Origin of the sequence: Treponema phagedenis (genome assembly GCF_008153345.1) — a bacterium.
Lineage (GTDB): Bacteria > Spirochaetota > Spirochaetia > Treponematales > Treponemataceae > Treponema > Treponema phagedenis.
Genome location: NZ_CP042818.1, coordinates 3,089,990 through 3,104,374 on the forward strand (window position 1 = coordinate 3,089,990; position 14,385 = coordinate 3,104,374).

The following is a 14,385-nucleotide window of genomic DNA, read 5'->3' on the forward strand; positions in this document are numbered from 1 at the left end:
ATGGTTTAAAAAATGATTAAAAACCATCAAAATTTGTCATAAAAAACACGAAAAAACAGCCTAAAACACGCAAAAACACACGTTTTTTGCCAAACCTCGTAATAAATTTTGCCAAACCGCGCGTAAAGTTACACCGTTTATAAGGCAATATTCCGCAACACCTGATAGCAAGTATTCTCCAACACCTTTACCGTACCCATTAACGATATGATAGCCTTTTTCGGATAATTGCATTGACAGCGTATGAAGAAATATTTTACCTTCTTCATCTGAAAAATCACCATAATCATCAGCACTTCCCGAAATGAATATTGTCTTTCGTCTATATCTATCCACAATTGTTTGCAGAACATCAGTAATGTCTGAATATTCATCCACAAGATAGGTAAATACTCCATAACGATTTAAATCTTCTATTTGTAACTCTTGTTTGGCTTTCTTATAGTCGAAGTCATCTTCTTTATCAGATACCCTTTTCATTATGCAGTAGTGCTTCCTTGTCTTAGATTCTTCAAGCAACACTCTAAGCCTACCAATGACATAATTAAAATTAGGATCAGAAAAACTAAATCCAAGGAAAAGGAATGTTTTTGTTAACAAATCTCCTTCTAGGACTTCTCTGAAGAGTTTCCTTTTATTATACCCAAATTCTTCGTAATCACTTCTTGTAATTACCGCATCCTCTGGAGAGTCAACATCCCCGTGTAATTTGTAGACAACAGCATCAAAGTTTCTATTCGTACCACGAAGCTGCTCATCTTTTGTTTTTACGAAGGAAATCTTGTTATTATCCTCCAGAGCCTTTTCAAGTAGTTTGTCATAATTCGTTGTCCAGTATGTCGAAATTGGCAATTGAGCAAGAAGATTGTGATTTCTTGTAGGCTTATTCAGTTTAGAAAAGTTTTCTTTAATTAAATCGTCTATGGAACTTCTTTGTTTGGTATTGGAATAGTATTGAGCTAAATTTACTAAATCCGTTTCCTTTTCAACATTTAATTCTAGATCAAAAGCTGGTTGCTTAAGTAATTCAGACCAAGTTGGAAATCCTGCCGAAACAGATAACCCAGCTCCAATAAAAGCTGCTATTTCTTCACTTTTCATTGCCTTTTCAATTTCTCTAATCAAATCTTTTCTTGAAATTTCACCTTTAATCTTAATCACCTCAACATATTTTCTACACCCACTCTTCTTTTTCCACTGTTCATTATATCCCAAGTGTTCAAATTTCATACTTTAAATTTTTTAAGTACAGGAAAAATCATCTAATTTCAGCTCGTTTTTAGATTATTTTACCCGTTCCAGTCCCAGTTCCAGCATCAGATATATCCTCGAATATATCCATAGTTAAGCTAAAAATTATTCTTTTGGCAATAATCTCTAACTACATCAATCCAATTTCCATACCAATACCACTGTTTAGAAACTTTTACTCCATAATTATATTTTTTATTTTTAGCATCTTTTGCCTTCCATAATTGAGTATGGTAATGCATGCTAAATGTAGAATACCCTTCCTCATTCATCATTTTCACGATATCACTATGCAAAAATTTCGCTTTTTCAACAGCTTTAACTAACACACGTTCTACATCTTTTGCTTTGTCACTGTCTGGAGAAATAAATTCTATTGCCCTATCTGCTTGATTGGCTCGATTTACTTGTATTGGAATGTATACAATCCTGTAAGAATAGTATAATGATTTTAATTCTTCATCATCCAACTCGGATTCAAATGTTGCAATAAAATTCTTTACATTACTCGGTATTTCATTTACTGATTCTTTTCTTAATAACTGTTCCTGTTCGGGTGATATTGGAGAAAATTGAATTGTTAAGCTCAAATTATCTTTTATGCTATGCTTATCCCCAAACATTTTGATTATCTCTCTATTATAATTTAATGCACATGCTTGTAGTTTAGCTCCAATATATTCATCAATGCTATCCGTTTTCTGATGTTCGATTTCATGTCTTATTCCGATTAAAAACCTCAGATTATTAGCTGTACCTTTATCTAATGGAGAAGCTTGTTCATTAATACACCTTTCTATCTCCCAGTGCTTATATGCACCATTCTTAGTCCTATCATATCTTTTCCGTTTGCCTCTCATATGAAAATATCTATAGTCTATACTTTCTTTGCTATAATAAGCATGCATAAGATATGTCCAAGAAATAATGGCAGTGATAATAAACATCTCAGACTTAAATTTAATCAAAGGGTTGTTATAAATTTGTATAGCAGATACCATTGCTTCTTTTGATTTATCAAGTAACTCATTGGTTATTGATCTACCCATTTTAAACCCTCCAGCTATAAACGATTTCTAAAAGCATTCCTAATATCAATAACTCTATCTATTACTTCATTAATTAATTCATTGTAGTTTTCATGATTGTCAAAATCAAATCCGCTAATATAGTAGATAATTCTGGAAGCTTTTTTATTATCTAATCTTTGCCAATCCATACTAAATCCCAATTCATTTTGTATTTCTTCAGATGCTGAATACAACCTATCAAAAAGTTCCTTATTATCATTAATGTAAATTTCAATACCTATGCTATTGATTTTATTTACTAATGTAATTGATATGTGTGCTTCGCTCGTACCAAGTGCAACATCATACCAGTGATCTGTTGTAGCTTTTCTTGCATTAAATGGCTTATTTCTTGAAATCAAAACTTCATTAAATCTATTCCAGAAGTTCAATCTTTCAGCCTGTGCTTTACTTAATTCTCCACTATCCATACCAGCATTTGCTGTTTTTATAAAATCATTAGGCTTCTCTATAACCACAAATTTCGGTGCCGGCAAAGAATCTCCAATCTTATATGCACGAATTTTCATTAGAAAAAACGAAATATCTTTAGTTGTCTTATTGTTTAACCACTCTATTGCACTTCTATGTTCTTCTCTTGCTTCTTTAACAATCCAAATCACAACATTTGCGTCTAAACCAGAAGCATATGTTATTATTTTACCTAAATGGTCATTATTAGTAGCTTCAAGTTGATTTTCAATAATAACCTTAATTCCTGTTGTTTCATCTTTCGCAACTAAATCACATCGGTAAGAACCAACAAAGACTTCTTTGTTTATCTCTGTCAATGTTAAGCCTATTTCATCTCCCAGCATTTCAATATTTTCTTCTTTAGATAACCATTCCGAAAAATCATATTGCTCATGCTTCCAGAGTTCTCTAATATCAACTTCCTCTAATTTTCCTAATTTCAATTTGTTCACCATCCCTTTTAAGATCATCTAGTATTGCCGCCAAACTTTTCCTTTCTTTACAAGCAATATATCTATCCATAAACTCGAAATCTATTACACAAAATACACTTATCATTTATCTCTGTTTGGTCAGCTTGTTCTTATTTTTTATCAAAATATTTTACTTCCTAAAAACAAACAAATATTCGTGTGCAATCAACAAAAAGTTGTATTTAATACTGTTTGTTTTCCAATAACCAGTTGCCTTACAATTATGTTGCTCTTTAATAATCAATTCTTTTAGCTTAAATCCAACATCTTGAAATATTTTCATCACATCAAAAGACATCGATATCATATGTCCTTTTTGACGAGTATCTCCCATAAGAACAGCACAAAATTTATCTTTTTTTAGAACTCTGTAGCTTTCATCAGCTACCTTTTTCATTTCTTTAATGAAGTCCTTAACTTTCAAGTGCGACAAATCAGCTTCAATATCTTCGCTGTACTTAATAATATCAGCATATGGAGGGTGTGTACAAATGAGGTCTATGCTATTATCTTTAATAAAATCCAAATTACGAGCATCACCCTTATGTATATAGACTTTACCGTCTGACCCATCATGCTGAAAATTCGTTTTTTCTTTGCATCTCTCAAGTGCGACATCATTCACATCAACGCCAATTATATTTCTATTAAGTAACTTCGCTTCTACAAGCGTTGTTCCTCCGCCAGCAAACTGATCAAGCACTAGATCATTTTCCTGAGAATATCTCAACAAAATATTACGAGGAATATAAGGTGACCAATTTCCTCTCCATTTTGCATCGTGAGTTGCCCAATCGCCTCTTTTGGGAAAAGACCAATGAGTTGTCATTTCCAATTCAAAGTTTTCTGGCTCCCATTTAGTTATTTTTTTCGCCATATCATCAAATATCCTCTATATTAACTCCAAATCTATCCAACAAAGCATTCATTGAAAGCCACCGTCCAGCTTTAGTCGGATAATTGCAATCTTCTTGTCCCCAAATCCATTTATATACTTTAAGAATTGTTTCTACAGGAAGTCCAATAGTATCACGAATTTGCAATCTATCAATAACCTCATCCGGTTCATCACCACAGCAAACATTATAAAGACCTTCAATTAGCAATAATGCCTCCCTCTCATCATAGTTATATTTATCAGCTATATCATCACTAATTTCACTATGGCTAATTAACCATAATCTTTGTTCACATGGATTGAAAATAAACACCATAAAATCATCTCTTGATAACCTACCAAAGTTTCTTTTTCCTCCTGGTTTATTAATTGCAATTATTTCTCCTGTTGACAAATGTTCAACCTCATATAGCAAATATGGTATATTATTGAGCTCATCTCTAAAAGCATTTTGTGCTTGATTTGCTATATGTAGTGGAACTAAATTTACATTATATCTAAATATTCTATTCGACATTTATTGTACCTCATATCATTACTTTATTGATAATGCCTTCTTCCAAATCTTTTATATTATAAATATGTCGCATAACATCAAATGTTTCTTCAAGGTTATTACGGGCACTTGTCCAACCTTTTCCATCAGTAAACCAAACAAACATAAATCCATCAATTTCTTCAGTTTCCCATGCAAGCGTTTTGTAACTACGTGCAGTTTCGTTTAATTTGCTGCCACCGCTTCCATAAAAATTAGTTTCAATACCATAAATCATATTTGGGGTTTTAACTACAAAATCAAAACGTTTTTCCATTTTCCCTTGATTGGAAATAGCAGACAAGTCTATATTCCATTTATCTGTAATTTGATGAATATAGATTTCTTTAAAATAATTAGTATCTTTTATAAATCCCGCTTTTTGAATAAAACTTTCAACCAAATCTTCCATAAGATGTCCACCGCGATTTTTACGACCATTAGAATCAAGTCCTGTTTCAACACCGGTAGCATAGTCAACTAAATTGTTAACTATATGATTTTCCAATAAATCAAATAGTCCTGTCTCTCGCATAAAATATTTGTATCTTTTATAATGAAAGTGACTATTCGCAGAATACTCACCAAAGTCAAATTCGTATAAATATCCACCATTTTCATCCTGACAGTAGATCTCATTTGCCCTTACCGCCAAAAGTAGAGGTATACACTTTAAGACTTCAGGATATTTTTTAATTAAACTTTCAAAATCACCTTCAATGTTTTTAGAACCAATAAGTGAATTTAAAATATTAAGCTCAACCTTGATATTACCCACATTTCTATGAACTTTTTCAAAATCTATATAATAACCATAATCTGCTATGCTGTCACGAAATCCTGATAACCAAGTATTAAAATCTCTTTCCATCTATCATTTCTCCTCATTATTTTTTGGAACAGGCAATCCCAATTTGGTTAAAGGAATGTATTCAAAGTAATACTGACAATGCATACTAATAATATAGTCCAACACATCTTTATACTTTGGATTCTTAAACCAATCCGATAACAAATAAATGTATTCGACATCTATATTAACCTGCGACATTAATTTCTGATACTGTTTCCTTTTGAAATCACAAGTCTGCAATTTTTCATCAACAGAACCGTTTACTTGCTGATACTTACATTCAACAATAAAAAGTGTGTTATTTATAATCACATATATACTATCATCGGGCAAAAGCTTCTTTGAAATAATCTTTGTCCAATCGATGCCTATTTCTTTTAAATAACGATAAAATCCATGCTTTTTAAAAATTCTAGCCACTTTTTCATTATTATAAAAAACAATATTACCAACTACTCGATATCCATTTTGATCATTCAAGAAAGTAGCTAAATCTGTCTTTCCCTCAAACACAAGTCCGGTTTTGGTATTTCCTCCACCTTTTCCATTTTTTATCATATTGTTTTTCTCCTTAAAAATTGGATATAAGAAGTTCTTTAACCTTACCTCTCGATTCTCCATTACAATTAATCATTCTTGTCGCCTCCACTCTCTTAATTTTATGAGCAGAGTAAATATCATCAAAGAAATCATCCTCTGTATCTGAATTCTTAGGATCCGAATTACTCACCACTATTTTTGCTCCTTTTTTGTTCAATTCATCAACAAAGTTTGCTAATTCTTTTTGACTATCATCATTAAACAAATTTTCCGTATACGCTGTAAAATTTGCAGTGTCTGTAAGTGGACGATATGGCGGATCAAAATACACAAAAGTATGTTCATCAATAAAATCTCTTGAGAGTCTATAATCTCCACAAACAATATGAACCTTTTGTAACTTCTGCGATAATGCTCGAAGATTTTTTTCATCGCAAATCATAGGATTCTTGTAAGAACCCATAGGCACATTAAATAATCCTTTTTTATTAACACGGAACAAGCCATTGAAGCAGGTCTTGTTAAGGAAAACCATCAATGCCGCTTTTTCAATATTGATAGTTTCATCACCATTGATTTTTAAATGATTAAAACGCTCTCTCTTTGCCATATAGTAGACTTTACGTTCGTCTGTATCCATTGGTACAAACTCATCCTGCATAGCTTGTAACATAGTAATAAGTTCATCTATATCATCTCTAATAATGCGATACGCATTAATAAGTTCCGTATTAATATCGCTAATATAAACTTCTTCCAACTCATATCTACTCAATATGTCAAAGAGGACAGCTCCACCACCAACAAACGGTTCCGCATATTTTGTAATAGTACTATTTTCAAAAGGATAATACTTTTCTATTTCTCGAAGAAGTTGCCCTTTTCCACCTACCCATTTTAAAAATGGTTTTATATTTTTCTCTTCTTTTTTCTTGTACCTTATGCTTCTTGCATCTATCGGTTTTTCAGCTGAAGCAGGAATAATCCACATGTTACCTACCATAGTTGCATGATTAATTCTGTTCTCTGAACAAAGAACAGCAACTCGTCTTTGTGAAATTCCCCACTTATCAGCCGCTTCTCTTGCAGATATATATTCCATAGCGGTACCTCCATTTCTGCTATTATATTATATTCTAACTCTGGAATAATAGCAATATCGTTTTAATAATTTTTACACTACAGTAGCATAAATCTGTTACCTTTATTTCCATAAAAGCTAATTATTGTATCTATAAATTTATAACTCCTTGTTCAAATCCTAATTTATTCTATACATAATTCTCGACTTGCTTTTTTAATCATATTTCTTTCGTATTTTTCAATAGCAACGAATGTATATCCCACACTTCTTTTGAGAACTTTTCAATAGATTTTTTCATATCATCAATATCACTTTTATAAATTACTCCTGTTTGATTTACTCTCTTTGTAATATGATTTAATGTGTTTGTAGCAATGGATAATGTTCCACATAAATCTCTCAAAGGCTCCAGAGCAACTTCATAAATTTCCTTTTCCAAAACTGTTTTTCGTATAAAGTGACTCATGCTTTTTGCCCTGCTTTCTTCCTTTTTTCTTTCAAATAATTCTTTTTCTTTATCCGTTAAATCAAATCTCAACCTTATATTTCTCTTTCTATTTTCCATCTTAAATATCTTCCTTCTATTAGGTTTTGGGGTCTTAGGGTTCTCCCTAACAAGCTAAAAATGTTGATCGAAATTAAATCTCCGATGTGATTTCTGAAGTCATTTTTCCGTAAGTGTACACACACTTACTGTGCTTGCTATTAAAGTTAATGTCGCATTCCATTTATCAAGCTTTTTCATAGTCTTAACTATCACAGAAATACTTCCTGTTTTATTTCCGTAAAATCTATAAAAGTTAAAAATTGTCGCTACCACTACCCCGCTACCTTTTATGCCTGGTAGCAAAGTAGCGGTAGTGGACTTTTTTAAAACTCTTAAAACGGAATTTCGATATCTTTTACTTCCACAAAATCTGTATTAATATTTCGTTTATAAAACTTCTTGCTAACCCGAACCACACCGTCAATTCTTACCTTCTTACTTTTTACAGAGGGTTCAAGTTTCCATTCATCTGACATTTCGTTTGCCATTAATTCCGAAAATATTTTTTCATTGGTTTCATGGTATCTACTTGTAAATTCTGCGGAACATAATAAATTAGGAGTATCAGACTTCGTTATCTTCCATTCCATAAAGTCTAAGAAATTTTGCACATGTCTGTTTTCGCTCTTGTGTGTTTGAATGACATAGTCCAAATCGCCCCTTAATTCCTTCGGCAAATAGAAATCATGCAGCTTATTTTTATAAAGATATACCGCTTCTGCAATAGCTCCTTCAAAATCATTTTTCAGCATTTCTGCATGTTCTTTTCTTGTGATAGTTTCCAATACAGGAAATTTTTCCGGATCATACATCAGCGGAATTTGTATCTTTTCACTGTTCACTTTTACAGGTAAGTACCTTCTTTCCCCTGAGAAATCGCCCAAGAATGTAGCGTCGTTTGTTGTCGCAATCAAAATACAACTTCGTTTAACATCTGTTGAAAAGCGTTCATATGGAAGTCTTACCGTGCTTGTTCTTGCCGAAATAAAAAGTTTAGCTTCATCAGCACTTTTCGCATTTCTAAGAGCAACAAATTCTTCAAGCTCAACAACAATCTTACCTACCAAATTACTGACGGCATCTTTCCCTTTTATATTGTTTAATGAGCAATACCATTCAGGAAACAGTGCCAGTTTTTCAATAAATGAAGTTTTCCCAACGCCCTGCACACCTGTAAGAACCATCAATTCATCAAACTTACATCCGGGATTAAACGCTCTTTTTACCATACCGACCAAGATATGTTTCATAATCCAAGAATTTAATTTTGTATCCTCTACTCCAAGATATTTGGGTAGTAATTTTGAAATATATTCTTGCCCGTCATATGGTAGCGATTCCATATACATCGCCGGTAAATTGATTGCCCTCTTATGAGCAACAAAAAGAACGGCATCTTCCATACGATTTTTAGAATACTTAATTCCAAATTCTCTTTCGATTTCAACACCGAGGATATTTGTCATATGGTCATTCCATTTTCGTATTTCTAAATCAGTGTTTTTTTCTCCCTTTAACTTTCCGTAAAAACGAATTGTTCTGCTGCAAGTGTCAAAGAAAATATATCCTGATAAAATATCTTGTTCTTTACAAAAACAGGGATTCACTAACACAGTTATGAGATTGGTTGTTGTATTTTTGACTTGTCCCTTATCTGTGATTTCAAGTTCTCGATCTACATAATCGCTTAGCTCCAAATCATCGAATTTAAGCCAATTATTCAAGCGAGTATCCTCCTTTACTTCTGTGATAGTTATAATCCCAATATCTCTTATTTCCTCCCTGTATCGCTTTTGAAATGCTATCCTCTAAATATTTCATATATCCTTTTTCCGTTCTTCTTTTACTTCGATCGCCTATGCGATTAAGTGCAGATTTCAAAAATATGTCTTTCATCATTTCTGCATTTCCATGAGTAAAACTGTTTAGAAAAAGAAGTAATGAAAAGTCATCTTTACTGGCATCTCCGCTGGTATATGAGCCTTCAAACAATGCTCTTGCCCTTGCGTTATACCTGCACATCGTTTCTATAACCGTATTACTGTCAGGAACACATTCAGCTGCTTCCTGATACTTTCTAATAATTTCTCTGACACTTCTTTTTGGAGAAAATAGCTTGTAGTATTTATCCAACTCCTTTTGTTTCAAGAGAACTTTTTCTGCAACAAAATCATTAAATTTATAGATATTACCTGTCATGGCAATGCACCTGTTTGCTTGATACATCTCCACTTTTTCAATTTGGTTATTAAAGTTCTTTTCAATTTGCCCTCGAACAAAAATGTGTACGCCTTTTCCTGACTGTGATATTTCTTTATAGGTATCCCTAAATTCAACCTGAAACATCTGAAGTATGTTCTCATCAACATTATCCAAGTCGATACAAACGAACGGATCATCCCTGCTTAACACAAAAGACAATCCGTCACAAGCACTACTTTCTAAATTATTAACTGCTGTTTCAAAATCTGCCCATTGGTCTTTATTATTCCAGCCATAAGATTTTAAGGTAATCGGACTTACAGGAAGCTTTAGTATTTTTTCTTTCCCTTTCAAATCCTGTTTTCTGATTTTCTTAAACCATAACCACTGCTTGTATTCTCTTAATTCAGCCGGAATATTTCTTAAGTAATTTCCCTTGTTAATCATCGTAACCTCCAATCTTTATATTGCTGACGGAAGTACAACCTGATAAAATAATCTTGTCAGGGATGAAATGCCAAGTTGTACTTTCATCTTGCCTTTAGTCATTTGGCTAAAGGCTTTTTTCTTGTATTGCCGCTTCTATTATTTCAGTAATCATTTTCAATTCATGCCTATAACTCGCATCCAATTCTCCGTACTGCTTCACTCGTTTAAGTTCCGATAGAATTTCCTTTAGCTCATTTTTACAATTATCAATAACATTTCTTGTTGCGAATACTTTTATAGGTGCGTTAAGGATTGCATTAGTCATATATTCTTGCCTACTAAGTCCGGACATAGAAATCTTTTTGAAAATTAACTCTCTATCATTTCGATTTGTTCTGAATGCTATGGTTACATCCTTTTTCCTGTGATTAGCAAATCGCTTACCTTTATCTCGTTCCTTTTGTTTTCTTTCCTCTTTCAAAGCTTGCCATTCTTCTTTTGTCATCAACGGTTTCCCTTTTTTCGATTTACGATTGACAGCTTCATCATAGCTTGGAAATTTCGGTGCTTTCACTGTACTCTCCCTCCGTATTAAGCTTATCTGCCATATCCAACTGTTTATTCGGGAACATATGACTGTAATCCATCAAAACCTTAATACTTTCATGACCTGTTCTCGCCGCAATATCTACAGGTGTGAATCCCATTTCTATAAGCAGCAATATATGACTGTGTCTTAGTGCATGAAGCTTGATTTTTTTAACTCCCGACTTTTTTATTCCTCTTTCCATTTCCTTATTGAAATAGGTTTTACATTTAGGGAAAATCTGCTCATTCTCTGAAAAGTATTCGATTTTAAGGAAGTAATCCTGAAGCTCTCTGATTAAGAAATCAGGAAGCATTATTGTTCTCTTGCTTTTAGGGGTTTTCGGGTCTGTTATAACTTCTTCTCCGTTAATTCTCTGTGCTGATTTACAGATTCGCATTGTCTTTTTATCAAAGTCAAAATCCCCTTTTGTCAATGCTCTGAGTTCTCCTAAACGAATCCCTGTCCAATAAAGAATTTCAAAAGCATAAAATGAAATATCCTTGTCCTTAACAGCTTCTATAAACTGTAGGTATTCCTCTTTTGTCCAAAATTCCACTTCCTCATCGCTTCTTTGCTTTCCTATTCGCCCTGTTACCTTACACGGGTTTTGTCTTAACCCGTAATATTTAACCGCATGATTGAACATACAACTAAGCTGTGCGTGAATAGATTTAAGATATGTCGGCTTATAGGCTCCTCCTTCCGCATTTTCGATGTTTAAGAGTACGTTATGCCACTTTTTTACTACAACAGGCTTAATCTCACTCATTTTCATACCGCTGAAAAACGGTAAAATCTTTGTTCTTATCATATGTTCTTTTGTCATCCAAGTATTTAGCCTTATTGTTCCTATAACATCAGCCTTATATAGTTCAAAATAATCTTCAAAGAGCATATTGAGTGAACCTGACATCTTTACCGTGAAATTTCTCTCGTAAGTAATTGCTTCTTTCTTGGTTTCAAACCCTCTTTTCAGCTTCTTTCTGCTCTGTCCGTCCCAATCCTTATAATAGAATGAAGCGAACCATTTTCCACTTTTTTCATCCTTATATGCAGGCATTAGTCTCCCTCCTTCGCCTTGTAGATTTGTTCCATAAAATATTTCTTATTGATTCTTCCCCTAAGGACAAGAAAGCCGTGTTCAGCAAGCTGCTTATTCATATCTCGGATGATTTTATAAGCTTGTTGCTGCGATATATTTAATAAATCGGCAACTTCATTTGAAGTAAGAAATAATTTCTCCATTGTACTTTCCTCCTTTCCTTACAGAAACTTATTTGTTTCTGTTTCTATTTTAGATTATAAGTAGCATTTTTGTTTCTGTCAATACTTTTTTCTAAATTTTATTTTTCTATTGTTTTTTTGTCTATTTTCGATTATATTATTAAAAGAGAAACAAATTTGCTCCTAAGGAGGTGTTTGGATTGAGTTTGGGTAAATTGATAAAGAAATTCCGTGAACTAAGGAGAATTACTCAAAAGGCATTAGGAGACAGAACTCATTTAGATGATGTAAGAATAAGACAGTACGAACTTGATATTCGTACTCCTAAAGATGATGTCTTGGAAAATATTTCCGCTGCACTACATGTAAACAAAGAATATTTGAAAGAGCCTGATTATCCCTATACGGAACATGATTTAATGCGATTTTTGTTTAAGCTGGACGACAGTATTGAAGTGAATATACGACCTGTTATCCTAAACGATGAAGATCCCGGATACACTACCACAGGTATATATTTCGGCAGTGAAGCTATCTTAAGAATTCGCAATATGCTTGAACAGTGGCAGAAAATGAAAGAAAAATATGAGAATAACGAAATTACGAAAGAAGCCTTACAGGATTGGAAAGCAAACTATCCTGACAGCCTGAAAAAAGATTATGTTCCTTTTGAAGAAAGCAATGTAAAGTTTTATAGAAAGGGCATAACCGCTAAGATTCCACCGGATATAAAATAAGCACAGAAAAAGCACATAGCTGAAAGATTTTTAGGTCTTAAAGTTATGTGCTTTGTTTTTACACTATTCGATGGTTTATACAAACTGGGAGTTGATGAGGCAACAGACTATTATTTTTCGCTGACTTTTAATTCAAGTACATCCGGACGGGCATAATGTCCGATCGCATCATGCTCCATTTTGCAGGCGGCAGGCAAATTCATATCAAGTTCTGCATAGATGATAGTTTCTTTATCCCAGACAGGTTTTGTCAAATAATGTCCATATGGATCAATTATACAGCTCCCTCCTCTGCACACAAATTCCGGAAGCTCGGATACGATATTGCGCTCACACAAGTCAGAAGGATATGAACTGCGTCTGATGATCATATCAGCATTCACAAAGAAGCATTTTCCCTCGATTGCAATATGCTGAATGGTGGCTTGCCATTCCGTATTGTCATTGGTATTTGGTGAAATGTAAATGGTGATTCCCTTTTGATAGAGCGCTACCCGAGCAAGCGGCATATAGCTTTCCCAACAAATCATACTGCCGATCGGTCCCCACGGCGTTTCAGTAACAGGGAAATAATCCTTATTTGCATCTCCCCATACAACACGCTCAGATCCTGTCGGCTTCAATTTTCTGTGTACCTTATATGACCCGTTCGGTTCAAAAATGACATTGCTGTTGTAGAGCGTTCCGCTAACAGCGTCTCGCTCGGAAAATCCGAGGCTGATATATGCCTCTGCTTTTCTGGCTGCCTCTGCGAGTTGTTGGAACTCCGTCTCTCCAGCAACAATGGAAGCATCGTAGTATCGTTTCCAGTCTTTTCGTCCCTCCTCGCTTCGTTTTCCCATGCTAAAGCCGAAATTCATTCCAACAGGATATCCCGGAATAAACAGTTCTGGGAAAACAATCAAATCCGGTTTTTGGCTTGCAGCTTCACGAATATATTGAAGTGCCTTTTTCAGCGATGCACTTTTATCAAACATTACAGGTTCTGCCTGCACCAATGCGATTTTGCAAATATTATCAATATCTTTCATACTAATAATTCACTCCTCCTATGATTTTCTTTGCGTTTAAAGTATCTGAAATCTATATCACTGTATATCCGGCATTTGATAATACAGCTAATGATTTTTCAAAATCCACATCTTTCACTAAAATATAATCTGTGTTGAATGTAGATACCGCAAAAATTCCAATTTTATTATCTGCAAGTATTCCAGACAACTTTGAAAGAATGCCAATGAGTGAAAAATCCAAAATTCCTTGAATACGGAAACCACGCCACCCATCTTCACGCTCTATTGTGTTTTCAGGAACATCATCTGTTTCACACACAAGAGAAATTTCTTCATCTGTTTTACCTATGAAGTAGAATTCCTTGCTCAAATCTATATCGTCAATGTTTTTTACTTTACATACAGTTAGTAACTGCTCTAATTTATTTAATACCAGCAAATTATTCCCCTCCACAAATTGGGAGTT

Annotated in this window: 17 protein-coding genes; 1 reads left to right on the forward strand and 16 read right to left on the reverse strand. The window is 33.7% G+C overall.

Translation table 11 applies throughout. The features are described 5' to 3' along the window. Positions 1-60: 60 nt before the first annotated feature. The 14 genes from FUT79_RS13635 to FUT79_RS13700 all read right to left on the reverse strand — a co-directional run bounded on the left by FUT79_RS13635 (position 61) and on the right by FUT79_RS13700 (position 12,190). Positions 61-1,230: an SIR2 family protein gene (locus FUT79_RS13635; RefSeq protein WP_215905266.1), complete on the reverse strand. Its 1,170-nt coding sequence runs from the start codon at positions 1,228-1,230 to the stop codon at positions 61-63. Positions 1,231-1,349: 119 nt separating this feature from the next. Continuing rightward, entirely contained in the window at positions 1,350-2,300 is a 951-nt protein-coding gene (locus FUT79_RS13640) for a DUF3644 domain-containing protein (protein WP_148889740.1), read from the reverse strand. 14 nt (positions 2,301-2,314) lie between these two features. Next, complete coding sequence (locus FUT79_RS13645) at positions 2,315-3,238, reverse strand: DUF4268 domain-containing protein (protein WP_215905267.1); 924 nt, start codon at positions 3,236-3,238, stop codon at positions 2,315-2,317. A gap of 160 nt (positions 3,239-3,398) precedes the next feature. Then, positions 3,399-4,145, reverse strand: coding sequence for a TRM11 family SAM-dependent methyltransferase (locus tag FUT79_RS13650; RefSeq protein WP_148889741.1), 747 nt, complete (start codon positions 4,143-4,145; stop codon positions 3,399-3,401). Between the two features lie 4 nt (positions 4,146-4,149). Continuing rightward, positions 4,150-4,683: a glutamyl-tRNA amidotransferase gene (locus FUT79_RS13655; RefSeq protein WP_148889742.1), complete on the reverse strand. Its 534-nt coding sequence runs from the start codon at positions 4,681-4,683 to the stop codon at positions 4,150-4,152. 10 nt (positions 4,684-4,693) lie between these two features. Next, on the reverse strand, positions 4,694-5,572 hold the full coding sequence (locus tag FUT79_RS13660) for a type II restriction endonuclease (RefSeq protein WP_148889743.1): 879 nt from the start codon (positions 5,570-5,572) through the stop codon (positions 4,694-4,696). A gap of 3 nt (positions 5,573-5,575) precedes the next feature. Continuing rightward, the gene (locus FUT79_RS13665) at positions 5,576-6,112 is read right to left on the reverse strand and encodes a PD-(D/E)XK nuclease superfamily protein (RefSeq protein WP_148889744.1); all 537 of its coding nucleotides are present in this window, start codon (positions 6,110-6,112) and stop codon (positions 5,576-5,578) included. A gap of 13 nt (positions 6,113-6,125) precedes the next feature. Beyond that, the gene (locus FUT79_RS13670) at positions 6,126-7,196 is read right to left on the reverse strand and encodes a DNA adenine methylase (protein ID WP_148889745.1); all 1,071 of its coding nucleotides are present in this window, start codon (positions 7,194-7,196) and stop codon (positions 6,126-6,128) included. Positions 7,197-7,395: 199 nt separating this feature from the next. Beyond that, positions 7,396-7,743 (reverse strand): plasmid mobilization protein, encoded by a 348-nt coding sequence (locus FUT79_RS13675; protein ID WP_148889746.1) that lies wholly within the window; start codon positions 7,741-7,743, stop codon positions 7,396-7,398. Positions 7,744-8,057: 314 nt separating this feature from the next. Further along, on the reverse strand, positions 8,058-9,449 hold the full coding sequence (locus FUT79_RS13680) for a VapE domain-containing protein (RefSeq protein WP_148889747.1): 1,392 nt from the start codon (positions 9,447-9,449) through the stop codon (positions 8,058-8,060). Next, positions 9,442-10,374: a DNA primase gene (locus tag FUT79_RS13685; RefSeq protein WP_148889748.1), complete on the reverse strand. Its 933-nt coding sequence runs from the start codon at positions 10,372-10,374 to the stop codon at positions 9,442-9,444. The genes FUT79_RS13680 and FUT79_RS13685 overlap by 8 nt, the downstream gene beginning before the upstream one ends. 106 nt (positions 10,375-10,480) lie before the next feature. Beyond that, complete coding sequence (locus FUT79_RS13690) at positions 10,481-10,930, reverse strand: plasmid mobilization protein (protein ID WP_148889749.1); 450 nt, start codon at positions 10,928-10,930, stop codon at positions 10,481-10,483. After that, the gene (locus FUT79_RS13695) at positions 10,902-12,005 is read right to left on the reverse strand and encodes a site-specific integrase (RefSeq protein ID WP_148889750.1); all 1,104 of its coding nucleotides are present in this window, start codon (positions 12,003-12,005) and stop codon (positions 10,902-10,904) included. The genes FUT79_RS13690 and FUT79_RS13695 overlap by 29 nt, the downstream gene beginning before the upstream one ends. After that, the gene (locus FUT79_RS13700; protein WP_003071688.1) at positions 12,005-12,190 is read right to left on the reverse strand and encodes a transcriptional regulator; all 186 of its coding nucleotides are present in this window, start codon (positions 12,188-12,190) and stop codon (positions 12,005-12,007) included. The genes FUT79_RS13695 and FUT79_RS13700 overlap by 1 nt, the downstream gene beginning before the upstream one ends. A 179-nt stretch (positions 12,191-12,369) precedes the next feature. Between FUT79_RS13700 and FUT79_RS13705 the strand changes: the two genes are divergently transcribed. Then, a complete protein-coding gene (locus FUT79_RS13705) occupies positions 12,370-12,906 on the forward strand; it encodes a helix-turn-helix domain-containing protein (RefSeq protein WP_148889751.1) in 537 nt (178 codons plus the stop codon). A 110-nt stretch (positions 12,907-13,016) separates the two neighbouring features. Here FUT79_RS13705 and FUT79_RS13710 read toward each other — a convergent pair whose 3' ends face one another. Both FUT79_RS13710 and FUT79_RS13715 read right to left on the reverse strand, forming a co-directional pair. Further along, on the reverse strand, positions 13,017-13,937 hold the full coding sequence (locus tag FUT79_RS13710) for a carbon-nitrogen hydrolase family protein (protein WP_148889752.1): 921 nt from the start codon (positions 13,935-13,937) through the stop codon (positions 13,017-13,019). Between the two features lie 52 nt (positions 13,938-13,989). Further along, positions 13,990-14,358, reverse strand: a complete 369-nt coding sequence (locus tag FUT79_RS13715; RefSeq protein ID WP_215905268.1) for an ACT domain-containing protein — start codon at positions 14,356-14,358, stop codon at positions 13,990-13,992. Between the last annotated feature and the right edge of the window lie 27 nt (positions 14,359-14,385).

Excerpts from the sequence above, each read along its gene's own strand:
- FUT79_RS13635 (WP_215905266.1), bottom strand. The coding sequence starts at position 1,230 with ATGAAATTTGAACACTTGGGATATAATGAACAGTGGAAAAAGAAGAGT.
- FUT79_RS13640 (WP_148889740.1), bottom strand. The coding sequence starts at position 2,300 with ATGGGTAGATCAATAACCAATGAGTTACTTGATAAATCAAAAGAAGCA.
- FUT79_RS13650 (WP_148889741.1), bottom strand. The coding sequence starts at position 4,145 with ATGGCGAAAAAAATAACTAAATGGGAGCCAGAAAACTTTGAATTGGAA.
- FUT79_RS13655 (WP_148889742.1), bottom strand. The coding sequence starts at position 4,683 with ATGTCGAATAGAATATTTAGATATAATGTAAATTTAGTTCCACTACAT.
- FUT79_RS13660 (WP_148889743.1), bottom strand. The coding sequence starts at position 5,572 with ATGGAAAGAGATTTTAATACTTGGTTATCAGGATTTCGTGACAGCATA.
- FUT79_RS13665 (WP_148889744.1), bottom strand. The coding sequence starts at position 6,112 with ATGATAAAAAATGGAAAAGGTGGAGGAAATACCAAAACCGGACTTGTG.
- FUT79_RS13670 (WP_148889745.1), bottom strand. The coding sequence starts at position 7,196 with ATGGAATATATATCTGCAAGAGAAGCGGCTGATAAGTGGGGAATTTCA.
- FUT79_RS13675 (WP_148889746.1), bottom strand. The coding sequence starts at position 7,743 with ATGGAAAATAGAAAGAGAAATATAAGGTTGAGATTTGATTTAACGGAT.
- FUT79_RS13685 (WP_148889748.1), bottom strand. The coding sequence starts at position 10,374 with ATGATTAACAAGGGAAATTACTTAAGAAATATTCCGGCTGAATTAAGA.
- FUT79_RS13695 (WP_148889750.1), bottom strand. The coding sequence starts at position 12,005 with ATGCCTGCATATAAGGATGAAAAAAGTGGAAAATGGTTCGCTTCATTC.
- FUT79_RS13700 (WP_003071688.1), bottom strand. The coding sequence starts at position 12,190 with ATGGAGAAATTATTTCTTACTTCAAATGAAGTTGCCGATTTATTAAAT.
- FUT79_RS13710 (WP_148889752.1), bottom strand. The coding sequence starts at position 13,937 with ATGAAAGATATTGATAATATTTGCAAAATCGCATTGGTGCAGGCAGAA.